Source organism: Ningiella ruwaisensis (genome assembly GCF_004798935.1).
Lineage (GTDB): Bacteria > Pseudomonadota > Gammaproteobacteria > Enterobacterales > Alteromonadaceae > Glaciecola > Glaciecola ruwaisensis.
Window position 1 is genome coordinate 506,628 of record NZ_RAHT01000003.1, and the last position, 18,788, is coordinate 525,415.

Consider the following 18,788-nt stretch of genomic DNA (forward strand, 5'->3'; position numbering starts at 1 on the left):
TTAAGATGAATTGCAACGCAAGACCAGTTGAGCTTAATGTCACTCAAAGAGCGATAGCCTCAGTGACCATTACAATTGCGCTAAGACTGACTGCAAACGTCTTATTTTCTGTACTGTTTTTTTTAGGCCTTATGGCCAGCTTCAACGCTCAAGCTGATAGAATTGAGGAAGTGCGATTTGCGCAGGTCGATGATACTAGCAGACTTGTTCTAGAACTGAGTAAGCCCCCGCAATTTACTTACTTTACTTTGACCAATCCGCATCGATTGGTGATTGACCTTCAGGGTGTGGATAATAGTTACTCATTTAAAAATCTTCAGTTAAACAGTCCATCGGCTGGGGCCGCCAGTAATATTTCTAAAGTGCGCCACTCTACGCCTAAAACAAAAAGTGATACGCGTTTAGTCATCGAAACGCGGAAAAAATTGGAACCCAACATATTTACGCTTGATGCAGCAGACGGCTTTGCTCATCGATTGGTGATTGAACTGATTGACCCGAACTATACAGCGCCCGCTCAGGTGGTAAACAGTTCGCAACCCAACCGGGATAAAGATATCATTATTGTCATTGATCCAGGGCATGGTGGTGTTGATCCGGGCTCTGTGGGACCTGCGGGAACCTACGAAAAGCACATTACACTCTCGATCGCAAAAATGTTGGCAAGCAGGGTCAACGCAGAACCGGGATTAAAAGCCATTTTAACACGCAACGGTGATTACTATATTTCGCCAAATGATCGCCCCAAGTTGGCGGCAAAAAACAATGCTGATTTGTTAATTTCAATACATGCCGATGCGTTTACGACGCCTCAACCAAGAGGTGGTTCGGTATGGGTACTTTCAAAAGGGCGGGCAGACAGTGAATTGGGTCGCTTACTTGAGCAAACAGAGCGTAGTTCGGAGCTTCTGGGGCCTGCTGCCGATGTTATCGAAGATAGAGATACCGAACGATATTTTGCTGAAACAATCCTTAATATGTCGATGGATTTATTTCGTTCCAGTAGCTATGAGCTAAGTAATAAAGTTATCGATGAGATGAAAGAGGTGACAAAAATGCATAAACGCACGCCGCAAAGTGCCAGTTTTGCTGTGCTCACCGCACCTGAAATGCCATCAATATTAGTGGAAGTGGGCTTTATTTCTAATCCGCAGGAAGAGAAGAACCTGAATTGGAAAGAGTTCAGAGAGCGTTTGGCCGATGCCATGTTTGAATCGATAAAATCATTCTTCAAAAAAACACCGCCTGATGGAACCTTGTGGGCTCAATGGAAGCAAAGCGCGCCGCAGCAACACAGAGTGGCAAGCGGTGAATCGCTCTCGCTTTTAGCACAGCGCTATGGCGTGACGGTCAGTAGTATAAAATCTGAAAACAACCTGCGTTCCGATTTGGTAAGAGTGGGGCAAGTACTCACTATCCCCAGTTCCTGACATGACCATTATAAAAAAAAGCTCAGCTAAACCTGAAAACGCCAAGCCTGATCGGCCTATTCAAATTTTACCTCCTCAGCTTGCCAACCAAATTGCGGCGGGCGAGGTGGTCGAACGTCCAGCCTCTGTCGTTAAAGAGCTTGTTGAAAATAGTATAGATGCGAAAGCTGACAGTATTTATATCGAAATTGAACAAGGCGGTCACAAACGCATTCTTATTCGAGATACGGGTGTAGGGATAGTTAAAGAGCAACTTGAGCTTGCACTTTCGCGCCATGCCACAAGCAAAATAAGCGACATTGATGATTTATCGCATATTCAAAGCATGGGGTTTCGTGGAGAAGCACTCGCCAGTATCAGTTCTGTAAGTCGATTAACGCTCACATCCAAACCCAAGGCTCAGAAAGCTGCCTGGCAGGCACATGCTGCAGGCTTGGATATGAAGGTGCAGTTAGAGCCTGCTGCACATCCCGATGGCACGAGTATTGAGGTGGTGGATTTATTTTTCAATACACCTGCCAGACGCAAATTTTTAAGAGCGCCAAAAACTGAATTTCAGCATATCGAACAAATCATCAAACGTATTGCACTTGCAAACCCGGCGCTGAGTTTTACGCTTAAACATAACGGTAAGTTAATTTTCAAATGGCAAGCGGGCGACCAGAAAAGTCGGATAGAGGCGGTTTGTGGTCACAAAATGCTAAGTATGTGTTCTGAGCTTAAATACAGTTTGGACGATATTAGCTTGGCGGGATGGTGTTCTAACATTGGCGAAGGTTTTTTGACCAACGACCAGCAGTTTATTTTCGTTAATCAACGCATGATAAAAGATAAGCTTGTGCTTCATGCCATTCGTCAGGCGTATGAGGGAATGTTACCTGACAATCTTCATGCAGGTTTTGTCCTCTTTTTGACCGTCGCACCAGAGGATATCGATATTAATGTGCATCCAGCAAAGCATGAGGTGAGATTTCACCACGCCCGAATGGTGCACGATCTAATTTATCAGGCAATTAGTCAGGCTTTATTGTCAAACGCTGATACAAGATCACAAAATAAGATGTCGACGCCAGAAAGCCACAGAGAAAGCCACAGAGAGAGCCACAGAGAAAGCCATAGAGAAAGCCATAGAGAAAGTAATCAAGAAAGCAACGAAGATAATAATGGAGGGTCAGGCGGCACATTTTCAGATACTACATCCTCAGATGCTACACCCTCAAATACTAAAGTAAACGGCGGGTTTCAAGCCGATTATCAATCGCTGCAAACACGTGAGCCAAGCCATGATTACATTCAGTCACTCAGACCATCTGCTGTAGTTAATGACAAATCCAGGCAACACCTTAGCCAATATCCTGGGGCCAAGACTTCGTCTGCTTCAGCGAGTCGCGGCAGTTTTTCTCAGGCATCAGCAAAGGTATTGCAGGCAGATTTAAGTGTTGCATCGGCTGCCTATCAAAATCTTATGCAAGCCCGTGAGGCTGCGAATTGCCAACAATCCCAAAGCACAGATAAAGAACCCCAAACTGAGCTTTGGCAAATCGCAGCATATTTACGCGTTGAAAATGTGTTGCTTATCCAAAATGAGAATGCCCTGAGTCTTTTAGAGCTGCCTGATTTGCTCGCTGCATCCTGCCTGAGTAAACTAAATACTAGCGCTGTACAACAGCCACTTTTGATGCCGGTCTCGGTACCAAAAGATATAGATAATCGGAACCAGCAAATAAACTCATCAGTTAGAAAAAGACTAGATAAGCTAAGCGCATTAGGTTGTGAATTTTCTGAAACACCGAATAAATGGATTTTAAAACAGGTACCAAGTTGTTTAAGAGCCCTACCGTGGGCGACGCTTCTTCCTGAGTTTGCAAGCACTTCCCATGGTGAGGAAGGTACTCATAGTGCCTTACGTGAGCTTTATCATATTTATCTTAAGCACCATTTGATAAGTGAAAGTGAGCTTAGGCACTGTTTGTATGGTTTATCAAACGATCAACTTTTAGATGTGTTGAATCAGCATTCAGTATGCCTGGATGCGCCGGCGATTTCACAGATTATCCAGCAATGCAGAAACACGCCAAAGCACAGCGCTAAAGATGCATAATCACTTAAGAAATATAATCACTTAACAAACAAAAGCACCTAACAAACATATTGCTCTATGAATCCACACTCTTCTCAACATAATCAAGGCGCTTCATCAGCAACACACGCGCATCCAAAAGTTGTGTGTATTATGGGGCCAACGGCAAGCGGTAAAACTGCTTTAGCCATAGAACTGGCCAAACAAATCGATGGCGAGGTGATCAGCGTTGATTCTGCGCTCATTTATAAAGATATGGATATTGGTACCGCTAAACCCGACGCAGATGAAATGCAGGGTATTGAGCATCATCTGATTGATATTCTCACACCCGATTTGCCATACTCAGTTGCCGACTTTTACAAAGACGCCGTGGAGTGTATAGAAAAGATACACAACAAAGGAAAAACGCCAATATTGGCGGGTGGCACAATGATGTATTTTAATGCTTTGCATCATGGTATTTCTGATATTCCCGGCAGCAATTATGAGGTTCGGCAAAATGTACAGCAGATGATAGAAAACGAGGGATTGGAGCAGGTTCATAGCAAACTTGCGCAAGTCGACCCGCAAAGCGCTGCACGAATCCATCCAAATGATCCTCAAAGAATTACGCGAGCGATGGAAGTGTATCTGAGCACCGGTAAATCGCTAACAAGTTGGCAGAATCAAAAGCGACCAAGTTTGCCCTATCAGTTCATTAATGTTGCGCTGATGACCGAGAACCGAGCGTATCTGCATCAGCGAATTGCGCTCAGATTTCAGCAAATGGTAGAAAAAGGCTTGATAAGTGAAGTAAAGCACATACTTAAGACGTATAAAGTCAATCCAGATTTGCCGAGCATGCGTAGTGTAGGTTACAGACAAGTGATTCAACACTTGGCTGGCGAATTTGATGAATCATTGATGATTGAAAGAGGCATCATTGCAACCCGGCAACTGGCAAAGCGACAAATTACATGGCTGAGAGGCTGGGAAAATACTCAAATACTGGATATTGAGTCTACGAATAATTTGGAATTGTTGTTGCAAAAAATATGTGTAACTGAATAATGTTTGTTGTACACTGGTTAACCAGACATGGGTAAACATTTAAATAATAATAATTAAGGATGTCTAATGGCTAAAGGTCAATCTTTACAGGACCCATTTTTAAACGCACTTAGAAAAGAACGTATTCCTGTATCCATTTACTTGGTTAACGGGATCAAACTGCAAGGTCAGGTTGAGTCCTTTGATCAGTTTGTTGTGTTGCTGAAAAACACAGTTAGCCAAATGGTGTATAAACATGCGATTTCAACGGTTGTGCCTTCGCGCGCTTTCACAATGCCGACGAATCACAGCGACGGTGAATCGCAAGACTAAATTGGAGTGTATATTTGTTTGACCGGTTTGAAGCTGGCGAAAATGCCATCTTGGTGCACATAGATTTTTCAGACGAACAGAACAAAGAAGACTTACAAGAATTACAAATGTTGGTGTCCTCTGCCGGTGTAAATCAGGTGGGCATCGTCACAGCCTCACGTAACGCCCCACAAGCTAAATATTTCATAGGTTCAGGTAAAGCCGAAGAAATTGCCGAAACGGTTAAAGCATTGAGTGCCGATGTGGTCATTTTCAATCACTCACTTTCTCCATCGCAAGAACGTAACTTAGAAGCGTTAGTGAAATGTAGGGTGCTTGACAGAACGAGTCTGATTCTTGACATCTTTGCTCAGCGCGCGCGTACGCATGAAGGTAAGCTGCAAGTAGAGCTTGCTCAGCTTCGTCACATCTCAACCCGCCTGATCCGCGGTTGGACGCATTTGGAACGACAAAAAGGCGGTATCGGACTACGAGGGCCGGGTGAAACACAACTTGAAACAGACAGACGATTACTTCGCGGTCGAATTAAGGCCATTCTTAAACGCCTGGAACGCGTACAAAGACAACGTGAACAAGGTAGACGATCCAGAAAACGAGCTGAAATACCAACGGTTTCATTAGTGGGCTATACCAACGCAGGCAAGTCAACTTTATTTAATACAATAACAGAAGCAGGTGTGTACGCCGCCGATCAATTATTCGCTACCCTTGACCCAACTTTACGAAAAGTAGAACTCTCTGAAGTAGGTTCAGCGATTCTTGCCGATACCGTCGGTTTTATTCGACATTTGCCTCATGACCTTGTGGCCGCATTTAAAGCGACCTTACAAGAAACCCAAGAAGCTGATTTACTGTTACATGTTGTTGATTATTCCGATGCGCAATATCGAGAAAACATTGACCAGGTAAACGAAGTGTTGAACGAAATTGGCGCAGACGAAGTCCAACAGCTTATTATCTGCAATAAAATAGACCGCCTGGAAGACATTGAACCTCGCATTGACAGGGACCAGGAAGGAAAGCCGATACGCGTTTGGGTCTCGGCACAGAATGGTCTGGGCATTGATTTATTGAAAAAAGCCCTCACTGAGTGTTTAAGAAAATCGATGGTAAGCTATACTTTGCGTATCCCACCCAATGAAGGCAAACTGCGAGGTTTGCTATATGAGCTGAACTGCATACTGGATCAGAGCTATTCGAAGCAGGGGGATTGGCTGGTTGATATCAAAATGCTAAGTGCCGATTGGCATCGTATTGATAAAAAAGTTGACCATAAATTAAGTGAATTTATTATCCATTAAGGAAACGGCAGGGGCGCCTGTTAAAAACGCCATTGTTAGCTTGCTCAGCGAAGTTTCGTGTGTAAGGTAATTTGTCCAGTTATTTTCTTGCTGGCAAATCTATAAGATGGCCGAACCAGTATATTAACTAGTGTTTGTAATTTCGGAGTGTATTTATGGCTTGGAATGAGCCGGGTGGAAATGGTAATAACAACGACCCGTGGAAAAATCGTAGTGGCAAAGATCAAGGGCCACCAGATTTAGATGATGTATTGAAAAACATTTTTGGCAAGTTTGGTAAAAAAGGCGGTGGTTCTGGCGGCGGTGCCAGCATCGGCGGAAAGGGTATTGGAATTGCCGTAATTCTTGCTGTAGTGGTTTACTTGCTAAGTGGTTTTTACACAATTAAAGAAGCCGAGCGTGGCGTTGTCTTGCGTTTTGGTGAATTTCACTCGCTTGCTCAACCCGGTTTGCAGTGGAAGTTTACATTTATAGATGATGTTATCCCTGTCAATGTCCAGTCTATTCGCAACCAATCCTCCTCAGGCTCAATGCTGACGGAAGACGAGAACATGGTCAGCGTTGAAATGGAAGTGCAGTATCGCGTCTTTGATGCTCAGCAGTGGGTATTTGCCGTAGTTAATCCTGAGCAAAGTCTGTCACAAGCCTTTGATTCGGCAATTCGTTACGTAGTGGGTCATTCAAAAATGGATGAAGTACTTACCGAAGGTCGTGAAGTTGCTCGTCAACGTGTACTTGAGGAGCTACAGGGTATTATCGCACCATACAACATGGGCGTAGACATTATCGACCTTAACTTTACTAACGCCCGTCCGCCTGAACAAGTCAGAGCGGCGTTTGACGATGCTATCGCAGCGCAGGAAGACCAGCAGCGCTTTATTCGCGAAGCCGAGGCCTATCAACGCGCCATCGAGCCTGAAGCGCGTGGTCGTGTAAATCGAATGAACGAAGAGGCACAAGCGTATAAAGAACGCTCAATTTTAGAAGCGCAGGGTGAAGTTGCCAGATTCGAAGAACTTTTGCCGCAATATGAAGCAGCGCCAGAAGTAACGCGTCAACGGATCTATCTTGAAACGCTTGAGAATGTGTTTAGCAATACCAGCAAAATCATGGTGGACACAGATGGAAGCGGTAATTTGATGTATCTTCCTTTGGATAAAATTATGAACCAAAGCGCTAGTTCAAACAGAAATTCTAACAGTCTGAATTCAACGAGTTTTGAAGAAATCCGCGACCGCGTAAATAACAGTCCTAATGCCTCGCCAGTACTTAATAATTCACCGCGAAGCAATGACGGTAGACAAGGGAGAAATTAAATGAAAAACATCTCGATTATTTTAGTCGTTATCCTTGCTATTTTTGCATACAACTCGGTGTTTGTTGTGGCGGAAGGAACGCGTGCAATTGTAATTACTTTCGGTAAGGTCGCACAAAACAGTGACGGTACTACACGCGTTTATGAACCCGGTTTACATTTTAAAATACCGGTTTTTGATCGTGTTGAGCGATTAGATGCACGTATTCAAACCCTTGATGAACGAGCAGATCGATTTGTCACAGTGGACAAGGAAGACCTGATTGTAGATTCTTACGTGAAGTGGAAAATTGAAGACTTCGGTCGTTACTGGCTATCTACGAGCGGAATCAAAGAAAACGCAGAAGTGCTTCTTAAGCAAAAGGTCAATAACGGGCTTCGTTCGGAGTTTGGTATGCGAACTATTCAGCAAATCGTATCGGGAGAGCGCAGCGAATTGATGGATGAAGCGATGATTCAGGCATCAGACAGCTCTGATGAACTCGGGGTCAAAATTGTTGATGTGCGAGTAAAGCAAATTAACCTTCCTCAGGAAATCAGTAATTCAATTTTCGATCGTATGCGTGCGGAGCGTGCTGCTGCAGCAAGAGAATATCGTTCAGAGGGTCAGGAGCAAGCCGAGATTATTCGTGCAAACGTTGATGCGAAAGTTACAGTAATGCTGGCAGACGCAGAGCGTAATGCCCGTCAGCTGCGTGGTGAAGGTGATGCACAAGCAGCTCAGATTTATGCGCAGGCATACTCAAAAGATCCAGAGTTTTTTAGCTTTATTCGCAGTATGGATGCTTATCGAGCGAGCTTTAACAGCAAGCAGGATATCATCGTTGTAGAACCGGATAGTGACTTCTTCCGTTACCTGAACAGTCAAACAGGCGTAAGATAAACCTTATACTTTGAATCTGTTTAAAAAGGCTGCGAGTTAAACTCGCAGCCTTTTTTATGCCTTCTGCTTTTTTAAAAATGAAATAAATTCGTCCAGGGGAAGGGCTTTACTGAATATGAAACCTTGTGCCATAAGACAGCGATTGGCTAGAAGATAGGATTTTTGTTCATCAGTTTCTACACCCTCAGCCACCACGTTTAGCTTCAACGCAGATGCCATTGCTAAAATCGCACCAACGATTGCTTGATCATCCTCATCTAATGCCACCTCATCTATAAACGAGCGGTCTATCTTTAGTGAATCAATCGGCAGATGTTTGAGATATGAAAGTGAACTGTAGCCAGTTCCAAAGTCATCAACAGAAACGCCAAGTCCGGTTTGTTTAATATCATTTAAAAACGAGCGAACTTTATCGTAGTTATGCACTAACACGCCTTCTGTCATTTCAAGCTCCAAAAATGTGGCGTCTATTTTCGTTTTATCTATACATTCTCTGATAAAATTTATGAGCTTGATATCGTGTATCTGCTTGGGCGAAAAATTTAAAGAAAGCGGAATATTGATATTTATGGAATTAAGGTGCGCTTGTATAGTGCAAGCTTGCTGAATTACCCATCTCCCAATGGTATTAATCAATGCACTTCGCTCTGCAATCGGAATAAATTCGTCGGGAGAAATGTTCTCACCATCAAGTTGCCAACGTAAAAGCGCTTCTGCTTTCATGATTTTACCGCTTTCTAAATCGAAAATAGGCTGTAAATGAAGCGCAAACTCTTCCTTTTCAATTGCGCGTTTTAATGCCGCTTCCAACTTAAGGCGGCGATTCGCTTCGACTTTGAGCTTATCAGAATAAATTTTAATTGATTTACTAAAGTCATTTTTCGCCGCATTTAAGGCGATATCTGCACAACTTAGCAAGCCTTCAGCCGTTGATGCGTCCCTCGGAAATTGTGAAATGCCAACCTTAATGCCCAGTTCACACTGTTTGCCTTCATTTGAATAAAAAGGAGCAGCCATCAGATCAACTAATTTGGTTCCCAAATTGCTAGCTTTTGTCTCGAAATCCTTTTCAATTGTTTCTGCATTACCGGGCCTTGCAGCGTTAGCGTTGTTATCCAGTGTTTGAATGATCATGAATTCATCAGCGCCGATGCGTGTCATGAAAAAGTCTCTTCCCAAGACACTATTCATTCGGTCGCATGCTTGTTTAAGAATCTCATCGCCCTCAATATAGCCTAGTAGCTCGTTAATATGTTTAAAATTAACGATATCTATATTCAATATGAAAAAAGGCTGATTCTTATCCACTAGTTGACTGATTTCTTTCCAGAAATACTGGCGATTGGGTAAACCTGTGAGCGAATCGTGTAAAACAAGTTCTTCATTGGTTTGCATTAAATACTTAACGCGCGTTATGTCGCTAAGCGTAAGCACCCAATAATTGTGTTCACCAGAACCCGACTCAACACATAAAATATCAATCTTAAGCCATTTATGAGTAATTGGTGGCTGATGCCAATATAGCTCGCCTGAAAAGCTACCGCTACTTGTGAAAAGATTCGGTTTTTCAGGGTATTGGCGATTCAGCAAGCCATACAAAATGTTAAACACTTCTGCTTTGTCTTTTCCGGGACGCATTTCAAAAAGACGATAGGCAGCAGGATTGGTTTCCATGACTTCTTTTTTTTCATCCAAAATGATGACGCCGATATCAGCAAACTGTATTGCCTCATAAAGTGGAAGCCCAGACTCTTCGCTCGCATTATTAATTAATATAGATCGCAGACGCTCGTTCAGATAATCGTGGCGTTCAACAATTTCATCATTAGATATTAACAACTCTCGGGCAACTTGCAGCGTTTGCCGCTGTTGTTTGAACTGCTGCTCAACGTTCTTTATGACAAGATATTGCTCATGTTCACTGCTTGCTGCGATAGCTTCCAAATAATATTCTTCACCACTGATAATTTCCGTCCATACTCCGCTTTGTATTTGCCCGGTGCTGTGCATGTCCCAAAAATCTTGCGCATCGAGCAAAAAGTCAGACAAAAATAACGATTGGTCATGTAAGTGAATAAATCGAGCATTTGTTTCTGCACCGAAAATGGCTGTGAACCATGCGCTGTTATGCTGCACAATAGCAAATTCTTCATCATGGCTGCGTTTTAATACGACGCAATCCAAGATGCCTAAAGATTGAATAAGAGAAAGGTGCATAAGCTAAGCCGTCACAAGTTCTGCAATGCGCCGAAACATTTGTTCTACAGACTGACCTGTTTTTGCGCTGGTCAAAAAGAGCGAGTCAAACGAATCACGATGCTTGTCCAATAGATTATCTTCCCACTTTATCGAAAGAGGTAAGTCTTGTTTGTTGATTGCCAGCACTGCGGGTACGTTTAAATGCTGCTTTGCCAGCGAAAATATTTCCATGGTTTCTGCAATTGATGACATTCTTGTGCGATCTGCCACAAAAATAAATGCAGAACTGCCTCGCAAGTAACGAGGATTGAACCCGCAATATTTGTCGACGCCCTCTAGGTCCCAAAGAAGCAGTTGTACGGGGGTGAAGCCTTCGTTAACAATTTTTTTGTCAATCTTGACACCAATCGACGTAAGGTATTTTTCAGAAAAAATACCCTCCACAAATTGTTTGACGAGGCTGGTTTTACCCACACCGCTTGGTCCTAAAATACAAACTTTTTTCTGCAACATCCTGTTTTAATTCTCTTCGCGATTATTGTTATTGTAAGGCAAGAATTCCTCGCTTTCTGTGGGCGTTTTACCAGAGTGAATAACAGTAACAATTACTTTTCTTGCATTCGCTTGGGTATCTCTGGTATCGATGGGTAACACGCCAGTTTGCAAAATATCGTCAGAGGCAACGCCAAGCTCGATTAATGCTTGTGCAACTGACGCAGCGCGATCGTTACTCAGTATTATATTTGCACTATCTGCGCCGATATTGTCGCTACTCCCAATCACCAATAAGTATGCGTTTTCATTCAAAGTTTCTGCCAATTGCTTGATTTTAGCGAATCGCTGAGCAATAAGCTCTATTTTTCCGAGCTGTGAGGGCACTAAATCTGAGGATGCAATGTCAAAATCCACTTGAAACTGTGATATTTGTGAAGCCAATTGTTCAAAGGCAAGTTGTAAGGCACGCATGGATACTTCTTGCGGAACCTGAGAAATCTGCTCAATTGGCTCTTCCTTGCTATTATCCGAACTGTCTAGAACATGACTGCTAATCTCTACCCAATTTTTGTTTACCCCCCGATTGAGCGAGCCATTGTGCTGGGCTTATTGCGTCTGGCGAACGTAAAAGAGTTACCTGTAAATGTCTTATCCCCATCAATTCCACGTTTACCGGAATGACCCCTTGTGTGTCAGGTATGGCAACAATTTCAGTATACGCTTTTTGTGTTTCCCAGCGTAAGAACACGTAATATGCGAGCAGTCCAATAACTGCAATAATTAAAGCGAGTGCAAAGATGGGACGTTTTTTCTTTTTGTAATCAGGTTTTTGCTCAGCGAGTAAGCAATCATCAAGTTCTGCTTTGGAAGCAGAAAGAGTGTCGGCATCACCACTGAAATCGTTCAGCGCGTTTTGATAGCGTATATGTATTTGCTCAAGACTAGATTGAATGTCGCGCCTGGCCTTTGAGGAAATATTTCCGATTACCGCAACTGCAAGTGTTGCAAGCGGCCCTCTGAAAACATGAAGAGTGAAGCGGTCGGTTTTTATTTCATCAAGCTGCTGTTGATGTTCTGAATTACTGAAAGAATCGGAGACAAAATCACTTATAGCGGTAAGCATGGCCGAGATTAGATCTCCCTGATGCGCCTGTTCACCTTTGATGTTGGCCGAATTAAGCAGCATGCCAGTTTCGTTATGAATCAAAAGCACTTGTTCTACTTTAAATAGATGGGTTTGCGCTACCAGATACTGGGCAAAAGGTATACCGGCTCGCCAAGCCTTATAACGCCAAACAAGCCCTTTAAGAGAAACGCTGTTTTCGATAATGCTATTGGTTTTTTCTAAAAATTCTCTAAGCGCAGATGCCACATATTTTCTTACTAATTCACCAATTAGCGGAAAAATTTCGTTTACCAGCGCCTGACGCTGATTGGTAAATGAATGTCGAATAGATGCTTGTATCATCGGCTCAATTGATGCACTCACACTTTTGTCTTGTTTTTCTCGGTCAATAAGTGATTGAGTAATGACTTCACGCACACTTTCGCGCATGCGCTGTTTTTCGTCATTAAAATAAGCTTCTATAGGCGCACGAGCAATCAATTCACGAATTTTAGCTAAGTCTTCCTCAGCACGCGCTTGTGATGCATGCTTTGAAATATCAGGGTCATTCGTGTCAGATGCTTTGCTCATGTAAATTCTTCATATATCCCTATATGTGGCGTTTGATGCCTTATAATTATCAGGCATCATCAGCATCTAAATTAGTTGCCACGTTTGCTAGTAATTTAGCCAGAATTTTCCTGTCTGTTTTGCTGGAAGCCAGATTAGTATTCATGGTGGTAAGCTTTTCATTCAGTTGTTCTATTGCCTTGCTCAAGTCATCCTGAATTTGAGATACTTCTGCGTCAATTCGCTTATGCAAGGACTCTGCATCATCTTTGCCAGCGTTTTCAGCCATTTCAAGCTGAGAAGATAAACTATCAATAGATTGTTCTATCGTGTTTTTGTCAGACTGCTGTTGGTCATCGAGATCATTGAGTTTACTAATAAGTGATGTTTGATTGTCTTTTATTAATTCAAGCAGTTGAGTGTGGCGCTCATTAAACTGCTCCTGAAGCATGTTAAGTTCTTCAGTAACGCGCTGGTGAAGCTCGTCTATTTTTAGTTCCAGCTCTTGTTTTGCTTGCCCAAACATTAACAAGCGTAACTGTTCTAACTCAGAAAACGCATCGTTGGATGCACTTATATCCGTTTTACTATTTGAATTGCTCGCCATCAGACTTGTTCCTACCGGGCTTCTATCTTTTTAACCGGCCATGTATGTCAACTTATAAACAGAGCCGTGATTTCCGTAACATTTCTAACATTAAGCCTGTTTTGCTAATGTTTACATCTTGTTACATTCTTGAACTGTACACAATATATACGACGCAAACAATTAAATATGAAAAATGGAGAAGTTTTAGGTAATATTTGCCGGATAATAACAATAAAGCGAGTACTGGTTTGCCGTCCAATTCATCACATTCTTCCACTCAAAATAACGACCCTGCCAACACCGGCTGGTTTTCCCGATTTCTTGCTGGCGTTGAATGGTTAGGAAATTTACTGCCTCATCCTATTACTCTCTTCGCGATGCTGGCACTATTTATTGTGCTGTTGAGTGGCTTGCTTGGATATTTTGACGTTAGTGTAATCGACCCAAGGCCTGAAGGTGCTAAAGGACGCGAGGCAGATGGTGTCATTGAGGTGATCTCTCTGCTGAACGCGGAAGGTCTCCAACGTATTGTCACCGGTTTAGTGACTAATTTTACAGGGTTTGCTCCGCTAGGAACGGTGCTTGTTGCGTTATTAGGGGTATCGGTTGCCGAACATTCAGGCTTGTTAAGTACCCTTATGCGCTCCATGGTAATGAATGCCTCAAAGCAGGTAGTAACTGTGGTTGTGGTATTTGCAGGGGTTGTGTCAAATACTGCTTCTGAACTTGGTTATGTCGTGCTCATACCGCTGGCGGCCATGATATTTCACTCTCTGGGACGCCATCCGCTTGCAGGGCTTGCTGCTGCTTTTGCCGGTGTGTCAGCAGGATACAGTGCCAATCTTTTGCTTGGAACGGTTGACCCGCTTCTGTCGGGTATTACGCAAGATGCATCTCGAATGATAGACCCCGAATACGTCGTTGGGCCTGAAGTAAACTGGTATTTTATGATTATATCGACTTTTGCCGTCGCTATCATGGGAGCAGTTGTTACTGAAAAAGTCGTTGAGCCTCGCCTTGGCACTTACAATCCAGATGAAGCTTCTATTGATTTAGGCAAGCAACAAATGGACGCACCCACTGCGCAGGAAATAAAAGCCATGAAATGGGCTGGCCTGGCTTTTGTTGCGGTTTGCGCAGTGCTTGCACTCACCATTGTTCCTGAAAACGGAGTGTTAAGAAATCCTGAAACTGGCGAGGTGGCAGGCTCTCCCTTTCTCAAAGGTATTGTTGCTTTTATTTTTGTCAGCTTTGCCATCCCCGGATTTGTTTACGGCCGCATTGCCGGCACCATGAAAAACGACCGAGATATTATAGATGCAATGGCGAAAAGTATGAGCTCCATGGGGCTGTACATCACACTTGTATTTTTTGCTGCTCAATTTGTTGCGTTTTTCAAATGGACAAATTTGGGGACCGTGCTCGCGGTTAAGGGTGCGGCGTTTTTGCAAGCAACAGGCTTGGATGGGCCTGAAGTATTTGTCCTTTTTATCCTGATGTGCGGTATCGTAAATTTATCATTAGGTAGCGCCTCCGCGCAGTGGGCGGTAACTGCACCAATTTTTGTTCCTATGTTGATGCTTATTGGTTTTGCACCGGAAGTCATTCAGGCGGCTTATCGCATAGGAGATTCAGTCACTAATGTAATATCGCCAATGATGTCGTATTTTGGTTTGATACTCGCTATTGCCGCGCGCTATAAAAAAGACTTGGGAATGGGAACGCTTATTGCCACCATGTTGCCCTATACGCTTACCTTTATCGTTGGCTGGACCATCTTGTTTTACGTTTGGGTCTTTTTATTCGGCATGCCCGTTGGCCCAGGTGCTGCAACTTACTATTCGCCTTAAACTTGTCCTGCAAAAAAGCTTGCTTGCTTTGTTTACAGGCATACATTGTCGCCGCTTTTAAATAGTCCAAAGCGGCGGCTAGTGCGTAAGTACTTAATATCATTTATCTTAGCATCATAATTAGTTGAATTAGACGTATATGAAATACCGCTCTCAAACTGCCTTCACCCACGCTCAAGCAGACAAAATCGGGGTCTTAATAAGCAATTTAGGTACGCCTGAAGCGCCAACTAAACAAGCGCTTCGTCCCTATTTAAAACAGTTTTTATCCGACCCAAGGGTGGTCGAAGTGCCAAAGCTCGTCTGGTACTTTGTATTAAATGGTATTATTTTAAATATACGCCCCAAGCGCTCTGCCCAAGCATACAAAACCGTGTGGACCGATGAAGGCTCTCCACTTTTGACGCATACGAAGCATCAGGCAAGCGGTATTCAGAAACGCCTTAGTCATATTTATGGTGAGGATGTTATGGTCGATTTTGCAATGCGCTACGGTGAGCCATCTGTAAGCAGTGCCATTGACCGCTTGTTAAATAAAGGCGCACGTAAAATTCTGCTCTTGCCTCTTTATCCGCAATACTGTGCATCTACAACAGGTTCGACCTTTGATGCGCTGGCACAGGATTTTGTTAAACGGCGCTGGTTACCCGATTTTCAGTTTATCAGTCACTATCATGAGCATCCTGAGTATATTCAATGCGTTGCGGATAAAATTCGAGCGCATTGGGACGCTCATGGACGCGCAGACAAGCTAATATTCTCCTATCATGGTATTCCCAAGCGCTATTTGCTAAACGGTGATCCATATCACTGCGAGTGTCACAAAACCACAAGGTTGATAGCGCAAGTCTTAGAGCTTGATGAAGGCAGTTATATGACGAGCTTTCAATCTCGTTTTGGTCGCGAAGAATGGTTAAAACCCTACACGGATGAAACCTTGAAATCTTTACCGGGTAAGGGTGTTAAAGCAGTGCAGGTGGTTTGCCCGGGTTTCTCATCGGATTGCCTGGAGACGATAGAAGAAATAGGCGAAGAAAACAGGGAGTATTTTATGGAAGCTGGGGGCCAGAGTTATGAATATATTCCCTGCTTAAATAGCGACGATGCCCATTTAGACATGCTAAGCTCTTTGATACAAGCGCACTTGTCTCACTGGAAAGTAGGTGATGATTACAATCAGCGCGAGGCGCGTGCTAAAGCGATTGGCGCTCTTAAGTAACAAGTAAAGAGTAAAAAAATCAGTCGCCAGGTTTTCACACATCAGGTTGGAGTTAACACATGAGTAACAAGCCAAGTAAGCGTGAAACTGAAAAAACATTGCAGATGCTCGAAGACCACGAAAGCGCATCTGAAAATGCGTTTACCGCGCCATCTGAGCTACTTCAAGCTCAGTCTTTGGGCAATCTTTTGGATACGGCCGTGCGTATCCCTGTCATCGGAATAAAAGTTGGTCTGGATTCACTGGTAGGCTTAATACCAGGAATTGGTGATGGTCTTATGCTATTGGCTTCATTACGCATTGTGTATTTAGGACATAAACTTGGTGTGCCAAAAGCGCTTAAAACAAAAATGCTGCGCAATTGTGTTATCGATTTTCTGCTAGGCTTTGTTCCTGTTATCGGTGATATTGTGGATATATTTTTCAAAGCGAACCAGCGCAATGTCAGAATTATCGAAACCTGGTGGGTGAAAGAAAATAAAGCACAAATAGACAAAATGCGTGAGCAAATGGTGAAAGACTGGGAAAAACGCCAGTCTTAGCTATGCTCTACCGCGTGCGCTTTCAGTGCAGCTAAAGGAATAAGTTCTAAGGCTTTTTCGTGAGTGGCCTCGAGTACAACTGGCGGTGCGAGTTTTGCCAAAAAAGCCTGATACCAACGGCTTGCACATAAACACCAACGGTCACCATCTTTTAAGCCAGGAAAGTCGTACATAGGATTAGGAGTGATTAAATCGTTCCCCATGGACTTGGAAAATTGTAAAAACTCGTCGGTCATAATGGCGCAGACGCTGTGATTGCCATAATCGGCATTAGGCACATAGCAAAAGCCTTCGCGGGTGAACCCGGTGTTTCCACAGCATAATTTTAGCGGAGCGCCCAGTACGTTTTTTTCGTTTGCCATTAGTGTGTTCCCTCGCGTTCTTGTTAATTAGCTTAGACGGCCAACAGAATTTGTAAAGGTATACGATGTTAGATAAGAGTAAGCTTCAATCTTCGACAAAAAATAGTGAAAATATTTCAAAAGAGGAAATTGCCAAATTCGATGCGCTTGCAGAAAGCTGGTGGGATCCCAAGGGAAAATACAAAACTGCGCTTGCGTTTAATAAGGCGCGCACTGAATATTTTATTGAACAAATTGCGAATTACTACGGACGCAATCATCATTCAATAGACTGTTTAAAAGACTTGAGTATCCTGGATGTCGGGTGCGGAGGCGGGCTTGTAAGTGAGACCTTAGCCAAAGCAGGAGCTAAGGTTACCGGAATTGATGCCAGCGAAACCAGTATTCAGGTGGCAAGGCGCCACGCTGAGAAAAGCGGCCTTAATATCGACTACAAGCATATGTTAGCTGAGCATCTGCTAAAAGAAGATAAACAGTACGATGTAGTGATTAACGCAGAAGTGGTTGAGCATGTGCCGATGCCAAAAGAGCTGGTTAGCGAGTGTTCACAACTTACAAAAGAGGGCGGTTGCATGATTATGGCTACTCTAAATCGTGGAATACGGTCTTTTATTATTGCTATTGTGGGCGCTGAATACATTATGCGCTATTTACCAATAGGCACGCACAACTGGCATATGTTTATCAAACCGCTGGAACTAAATAGCTGGGCCTCAATCAATCGAATGCAGTTGATTGATGAAAAAGGGATTGCCATGAACCCCTTCACTCAGCAATGGCGCTTAACAAAAAGTACCGCGGTAAATTACATTCAGGTTTACAAGAAGCGAGAACGCACATAATTTACACTTGGCAAATTGGCATAAGGAACGTAATGAAAATCTACGATACAAAAACAGCCCCCACACCGCGTCGAGTCAGGATATTTTTGGCAGAAAAAAACATCGATATGGAGTATGTACAGGTAGATATTACCAAAGGAGAAAACCTGTCCAAGACGATGCGCGAGAAAAACCCAATCGGAAAAGTGCCTATTTTAGAATTAGATGATGGCACTTGCATCAGCGAAAGTGACGCAATTTGCACCTACTTTGAGGCTATACAGCCAGAACCTTCATTGATGGGTGAAACTCCGTTGGAAAAAGCCACTATTGCCATGTGGCAGCGCCAGGTAGAATTTTGCCTGTTCATGCAAGTAGGCATGTGCTTTCAACACAGCACCGGACATTTTAAAGATAGGATGACACCTGTACCCGAGTACGGCAAAGAAGCGGGAATCAACGCAAGTAAATTTCTTAGTGTATTGGAAAAGCGTTTGGCTAATCATGCTTTTATTGCTCACGACAAATTCTCAATTGCCGACATTACCGCTTTGTGCGCTATTGATTTTGCAAGGGTTGTCGATATTCGCCTGGGCGATAATCATGTTAATTTAAAACGCTGGTATGCCGATGTAAGCGCTCGGCCGTCCGCAAAAGCATGA

The 18,788-nt window shown here is 43.3% G+C and carries 18 protein-coding genes; 12 read left to right on the plus strand and 6 right to left on the minus strand.

Annotated features, from left to right (window positions below; translation table 11 throughout):
• Positions 1 to 131: 131 nt before the first annotated feature.
• The 7 genes from D6V41_RS08600 to hflC all read left to right on the plus strand — a co-directional run bounded on the left by D6V41_RS08600 (position 132) and on the right by hflC (position 8,374).
• A complete protein-coding gene (locus D6V41_RS08600) occupies positions 132 to 1,430 on the plus strand; it encodes an N-acetylmuramoyl-L-alanine amidase (protein ID WP_421907777.1) in 1,299 nt (432 codons plus the stop codon).
• Between the two features lies 1 nt (position 1,431).
• The gene (mutL, locus tag D6V41_RS18160; protein WP_168710991.1) at positions 1,432 to 3,531 is read left to right on the plus strand and encodes a DNA mismatch repair endonuclease MutL; all 2,100 of its coding nucleotides are present in this window, start codon (positions 1,432 to 1,434) and stop codon (positions 3,529 to 3,531) included.
• Between the two features lie 57 nt (positions 3,532 to 3,588).
• A complete protein-coding gene (gene miaA / locus D6V41_RS08610; RefSeq protein ID WP_136251055.1) occupies positions 3,589 to 4,563 on the plus strand; it encodes a tRNA (adenosine(37)-N6)-dimethylallyltransferase MiaA in 975 nt (324 codons plus the stop codon).
• Between the two features lie 66 nt (positions 4,564 to 4,629).
• Positions 4,630 to 4,875, plus strand: a complete 246-nt coding sequence (gene hfq / locus D6V41_RS08615; RefSeq protein ID WP_136251056.1) for an RNA chaperone Hfq — start codon at positions 4,630 to 4,632, stop codon at positions 4,873 to 4,875.
• 14 nt (positions 4,876 to 4,889) lie between these two features.
• Complete coding sequence (gene hflX / locus D6V41_RS08620; RefSeq protein ID WP_136251057.1) at positions 4,890 to 6,176, plus strand: ribosome rescue GTPase HflX; 1,287 nt, start codon at positions 4,890 to 4,892, stop codon at positions 6,174 to 6,176.
• 155 nt (positions 6,177 to 6,331) lie between these two features.
• Positions 6,332 to 7,492 (plus strand): FtsH protease activity modulator HflK, encoded by a 1,161-nt coding sequence (gene hflK, locus D6V41_RS08625; RefSeq protein WP_136251058.1) that lies wholly within the window; start codon positions 6,332 to 6,334, stop codon positions 7,490 to 7,492.
• Positions 7,493 to 8,374: a protease modulator HflC gene (hflC, locus tag D6V41_RS08630; RefSeq protein WP_136251059.1), complete on the plus strand. Its 882-nt coding sequence runs from the start codon at positions 7,493 to 7,495 to the stop codon at positions 8,372 to 8,374.
• Between the two features lie 54 nt (positions 8,375 to 8,428).
• Here the strand turns inward: hflC and D6V41_RS08635 are convergent, their stop codons facing one another.
• The 5 genes from D6V41_RS08635 to D6V41_RS08655 all read right to left on the minus strand — a co-directional run bounded on the left by D6V41_RS08635 (position 8,429) and on the right by D6V41_RS08655 (position 13,350).
• Entirely contained in the window at positions 8,429 to 10,591 is a 2,163-nt protein-coding gene (locus D6V41_RS08635; RefSeq protein WP_136251060.1) for a putative bifunctional diguanylate cyclase/phosphodiesterase, read from the minus strand.
• A 3-nt stretch (positions 10,592 to 10,594) separates the two neighbouring features.
• A complete protein-coding gene (locus D6V41_RS08640; RefSeq protein ID WP_136251061.1) occupies positions 10,595 to 11,086 on the minus strand; it encodes a Rab family GTPase in 492 nt (163 codons plus the stop codon).
• Between the two features lie 6 nt (positions 11,087 to 11,092).
• Positions 11,093 to 11,539: an OmpA family protein gene (locus tag D6V41_RS08645; RefSeq protein ID WP_136251062.1), complete on the minus strand. Its 447-nt coding sequence runs from the start codon at positions 11,537 to 11,539 to the stop codon at positions 11,093 to 11,095.
• A gap of 79 nt (positions 11,540 to 11,618) precedes the next feature.
• Positions 11,619 to 12,764 (minus strand): hypothetical protein, encoded by a 1,146-nt coding sequence (locus tag D6V41_RS08650; protein WP_136251063.1) that lies wholly within the window; start codon positions 12,762 to 12,764, stop codon positions 11,619 to 11,621.
• 49 nt (positions 12,765 to 12,813) lie between these two features.
• Complete coding sequence (locus tag D6V41_RS08655) at positions 12,814 to 13,350, minus strand: hypothetical protein (RefSeq protein WP_136251064.1); 537 nt, start codon at positions 13,348 to 13,350, stop codon at positions 12,814 to 12,816.
• A 230-nt stretch (positions 13,351 to 13,580) separates the two neighbouring features.
• Here D6V41_RS08655 and D6V41_RS08660 point away from each other — a divergent pair, with 230 nt between their 5' ends.
• The 3 genes from D6V41_RS08660 (at position 13,581) to D6V41_RS08670 (ending at position 16,943) form a co-directional block, all read left to right on the plus strand.
• Positions 13,581 to 15,182 (plus strand): AbgT family transporter, encoded by a 1,602-nt coding sequence (locus D6V41_RS08660; RefSeq protein ID WP_136251196.1) that lies wholly within the window; start codon positions 13,581 to 13,583, stop codon positions 15,180 to 15,182.
• 139 nt (positions 15,183 to 15,321) lie between these two features.
• Positions 15,322 to 16,401 carry a ferrochelatase gene (gene hemH, locus D6V41_RS08665; protein ID WP_136251065.1) on the plus strand — a complete coding sequence of 360 codons (1,080 nt, stop codon included), beginning with the start codon at positions 15,322 to 15,324 and terminating at the stop codon, positions 16,399 to 16,401.
• A 104-nt stretch (positions 16,402 to 16,505) separates the two neighbouring features.
• Positions 16,506 to 16,943, plus strand: a complete 438-nt coding sequence (locus D6V41_RS08670) for a DUF4112 domain-containing protein (protein ID WP_136251197.1) — start codon at positions 16,506 to 16,508, stop codon at positions 16,941 to 16,943.
• Here the strand turns inward: D6V41_RS08670 and D6V41_RS08675 are convergent.
• A complete protein-coding gene (locus tag D6V41_RS08675) occupies positions 16,940 to 17,305 on the minus strand; it encodes a DUF2237 family protein (RefSeq protein ID WP_136251066.1) in 366 nt (121 codons plus the stop codon). The genes D6V41_RS08670 and D6V41_RS08675 overlap by 4 nt on opposite strands.
• A 65-nt stretch (positions 17,306 to 17,370) precedes the next feature.
• Here D6V41_RS08675 and ubiG point away from each other — a divergent pair, with 65 nt between their 5' ends.
• On the plus strand, positions 17,371 to 18,147 hold the full coding sequence (ubiG, locus tag D6V41_RS08680; RefSeq protein WP_136251067.1) for a bifunctional 2-polyprenyl-6-hydroxyphenol methylase/3-demethylubiquinol 3-O-methyltransferase UbiG: 777 nt from the start codon (positions 17,371 to 17,373) through the stop codon (positions 18,145 to 18,147).
• A gap of 32 nt (positions 18,148 to 18,179) precedes the next feature.
• Positions 18,180 to 18,788: a glutathione S-transferase family protein gene (locus tag D6V41_RS08685; protein WP_136251068.1), complete on the plus strand. Its 609-nt coding sequence runs from the start codon at positions 18,180 to 18,182 to the stop codon at positions 18,786 to 18,788.